Raw genomic sequence first — 2923 nt, forward strand, 5'->3', positions numbered from 1 at the left:
CGGCGGCGGCCGTGGCCGTGGTGGCCGGGGCCGCGGTCGGGGTAACGGGACCACCTCCACCGCCGAGTTCGGGGGCGTCAAGACCATGCAGGGCGGGGACATGACGGTCCGGCTGCCCAGCCCGCCCAAGCCGCGCAAGGGTGCGATGCGTCTGGTCGCGCTCGGCGGGATCACGGAGATCGGCCGCAACATGATGACCTTCGAGTACGACTCGAAGCTTCTGATCGTGGACTGCGGTGTCCTGTTCCCGAGTTCGACTGAGCCCGGAGTCGACCTGATCCTCCCGGACTTCGGTCACATCGAGGACCGACTCGACCAGGTCGAGGCGCTCGTTCTCACGCACGCCCACGAGGACCACATCGGTGCGATCCCGTTCCTTCTCAAACTGCGCCCGAACATCCCTGTCGTGGGATCCAGGTTCACCCTGGCCCTGGTGGCGGCCAAGTGCCGGGAGCACCGGATCAAGCCGGTCTTCCAGCAGGTCGACGAGTCGAGCGTGAGTTCGTTCGGCCCGTTCGAGGTCCGCTACTTCGACGTCAACCACTCGATCCCCGAGTGCCTGGGCGTTGTCGTCCGTGCGGGCGGCAACTCCGTGATGATGTCCGGCGACATCAAGCTCGACCAGCTTCCCACCGACAAGCGGCCCACCGACCTGGCCAAGATGGCACGGTTCGGCGACGAGGGTATCGACCTGCTGCTGTTGGACTCCACCAACGCCACCACCCCGGGAGTCAGCCGCTCGGAGTCCGAGGTCGGCCCCGCTCTCCAGCGGCTCATCAGCGACGCCCGCAGACTCGTCGTGGTGGCCTGCTTCGCCTCCAACGTCTACCGCGTGCAGTCCGTCATCGCGGCCGCCGAGGCCTGCGGCCGGAAGGTCGCGCTCACCGGTCGGTCCATGATCCGGAACATGGAGATCGCGCTCGAACTGGGTCTGCTCACGGACCCGAAGGGCGTTCTGATCGACATGGACGCCGCGGCGAAGCTCCCCTCCGAGAAGGTCCTCGTGATGACCACCGGGACCCAGGGGGAGTCGATGGCGGGGTTGTCCCGGATGGCCCGCCGCGAGCACCGGCAGATCAACCTCTCCGAGGGCGACACCGTCCTGTTCTCCTCGTCGATCGTCCCGGGCAACGAGGAGCCGGTCTTCAGCGTGCAGAACAGCCTGTCCCAGATGGGCGTGAACGTGGTGACCAGCCGCGATGCCAACATCCACGTCTCCGGACACGGGGACGCGGGCGAGCTGCTCTTCGTCTACAACGCCGTTCGGCCGAAGAACGCCATGCCCGTCCACGGAGAGTGGCGGCACCTGCGGGCCAACCGGGCCCTGGCGGTCGCGACCGGCGTGCCGGCGGAGAACGTGGTGCTCGCACAGAACGGCGTCGTGGTGGACCTCGTCGACGGCAAGGCGTCCACCGTCGGTCAGATCCCGGTCGGCCACCTGTACGTGGACGGTCTGTCCACCGGCGACGTCGGCGACACCGTGCTGGCGGACCGCACCGCGCTGTCCGAGGACGGCTTCATCGTCGCCACGGTGGTGGTGGACCCCCGCACCGGTCGACCGGTGAGCAAGCCCCAGATCATCGCCAAGGGATTCACCGACGAGCCGGGCGCGTTGGCGCCGGTCGTCGAGCTGGTCGAGAACGCACTGTGGGACCTGGCAGGGGAGGGTGAGACCGACCCCTACCGACTCGCGCAGGCGGTCCGCCGCACCGTGGGCACCTGGGTCTCCGACAAGTGGCGTCGCAAGCCCATGATCGTGCCCACCGTCATCACCTCCGTGGCAGCGCAGGACTGAGTCCGGTGAACCCCGACCGGCGGACACTGGCGCAACGGGAGCGCAGCGCTCTCGTCGAGACGATGCGCGCCGCCGGGCCGGAGGCACCGACGCTGTGCGCCGGGTGGACGAGCCGGGATCTCGCGGCGCACCTGGTGGTGCGGGAGGCACGTCCCGACGCCGCCGCGGGAATCGTCCTGCCGGCGCTCGCCTCGCGGATGGAGGAACTGCGCCTCCGTGAGGCCGAGCGTCCGTGGGACGAACTGCTCGAGAAGATCGCGGCTGGTGCACCGTGGTACTCGCCGCTCCGCTACGCAGACCGGGTGGCCAACGCCGCGGAGTACCTCGTCCACCACGAGGACGTCCGCCGGGCCGGTGGCGAATGGACGACGCGGGAGTTCGACGTCGAGGACCTCGATCGCATCTGGGCGCTGGGCACCACGGTGGCCAGGACGTTCCTCCGTCGGGTGTCCGCCCGGGTCGACCTGCGCACCCCACCGGGCATCACGTTGACCAAGTCCGGTGCGGTGTCCACGGGCGCCGCGTTGGCCCCGATGGTCAGTGTGACGGCCGCCCCCGTCGAGTTGATCCTGTGGGCGTTCGGCAGGGACGCTGTGGACGTGGACATCTCCGGAGCCCAGGGGGGCATCGACGCGGTCCGGGCGGTACCGAGGGGCTTCTGACCGACCCCGGCCCGTGTGGCTGCTGTTACCAATGGGGTCCGAGAAGATAGAGTGACCCCCATGGCACCCAGCTCGAACACGCGATCCACCCGTGCCCCCGGTGGACGACGCCCGGCCTCGAAGTCCGGCGCACAGCGATCCACCGCGTCCACCTCGTCGTCGTCACGGTCAGGCGGTTCCCGTCGCGGCGCCGTCGTCTCCACCCCGAAGTCGGGCACCCGCGGCGGTTCCCGCGTGGTCACCCCACCTCCGGAGCGGACGTCCGGTGCCTTCGGCGCCGTCGGGCGCGGTCTGCGTGGCGGGTGGTCGGGTGTGGCGAAGGGGGTCGGTCACGGGGTGCGCGGGCTGCGAGGCGGAACCGACGACGAGCGCGTGGCACCACCGCACCGTCGTGACGGGCTCGGGTTGATCCTCGTCGGCATCGCGATCGTCTTCGCGGGAGCGGTGTGGTTCGGTGCGGCGGGGA

General features: G+C 69.9%; 2 protein-coding genes and 1 pseudogene. All 3 read left to right on the top strand.

Translation table 11 applies throughout. The features are described 5' to 3' along the window. Positions 1-1795 (top strand): ribonuclease J (locus G6020_RS09645; protein ID WP_277815263.1); only part of this gene is annotated, 1795 nt, incomplete at its 5' end. 5 nt (positions 1796-1800) lie between these two features. Beyond that, positions 1801-2457 carry a TIGR03085 family metal-binding protein gene (locus tag G6020_RS09650; RefSeq protein WP_182610467.1) on the top strand — a complete coding sequence of 219 codons (657 nt, stop codon included), beginning with the start codon at positions 1801-1803 and terminating at the stop codon, positions 2455-2457. Between the two features lie 60 nt (positions 2458-2517). Continuing rightward, positions 2518-2923: pseudogene (locus tag G6020_RS09655) on the top strand (cell division protein FtsK); the annotation flags it as partial.

Origin of the sequence: Dietzia sp. B19, from assembly GCF_014145155.1 — a bacterium.
In the GTDB taxonomy this organism is placed as follows: Bacteria; Actinomycetota; Actinomycetes; order Mycobacteriales; family Mycobacteriaceae; genus Dietzia; species Dietzia natronolimnaea.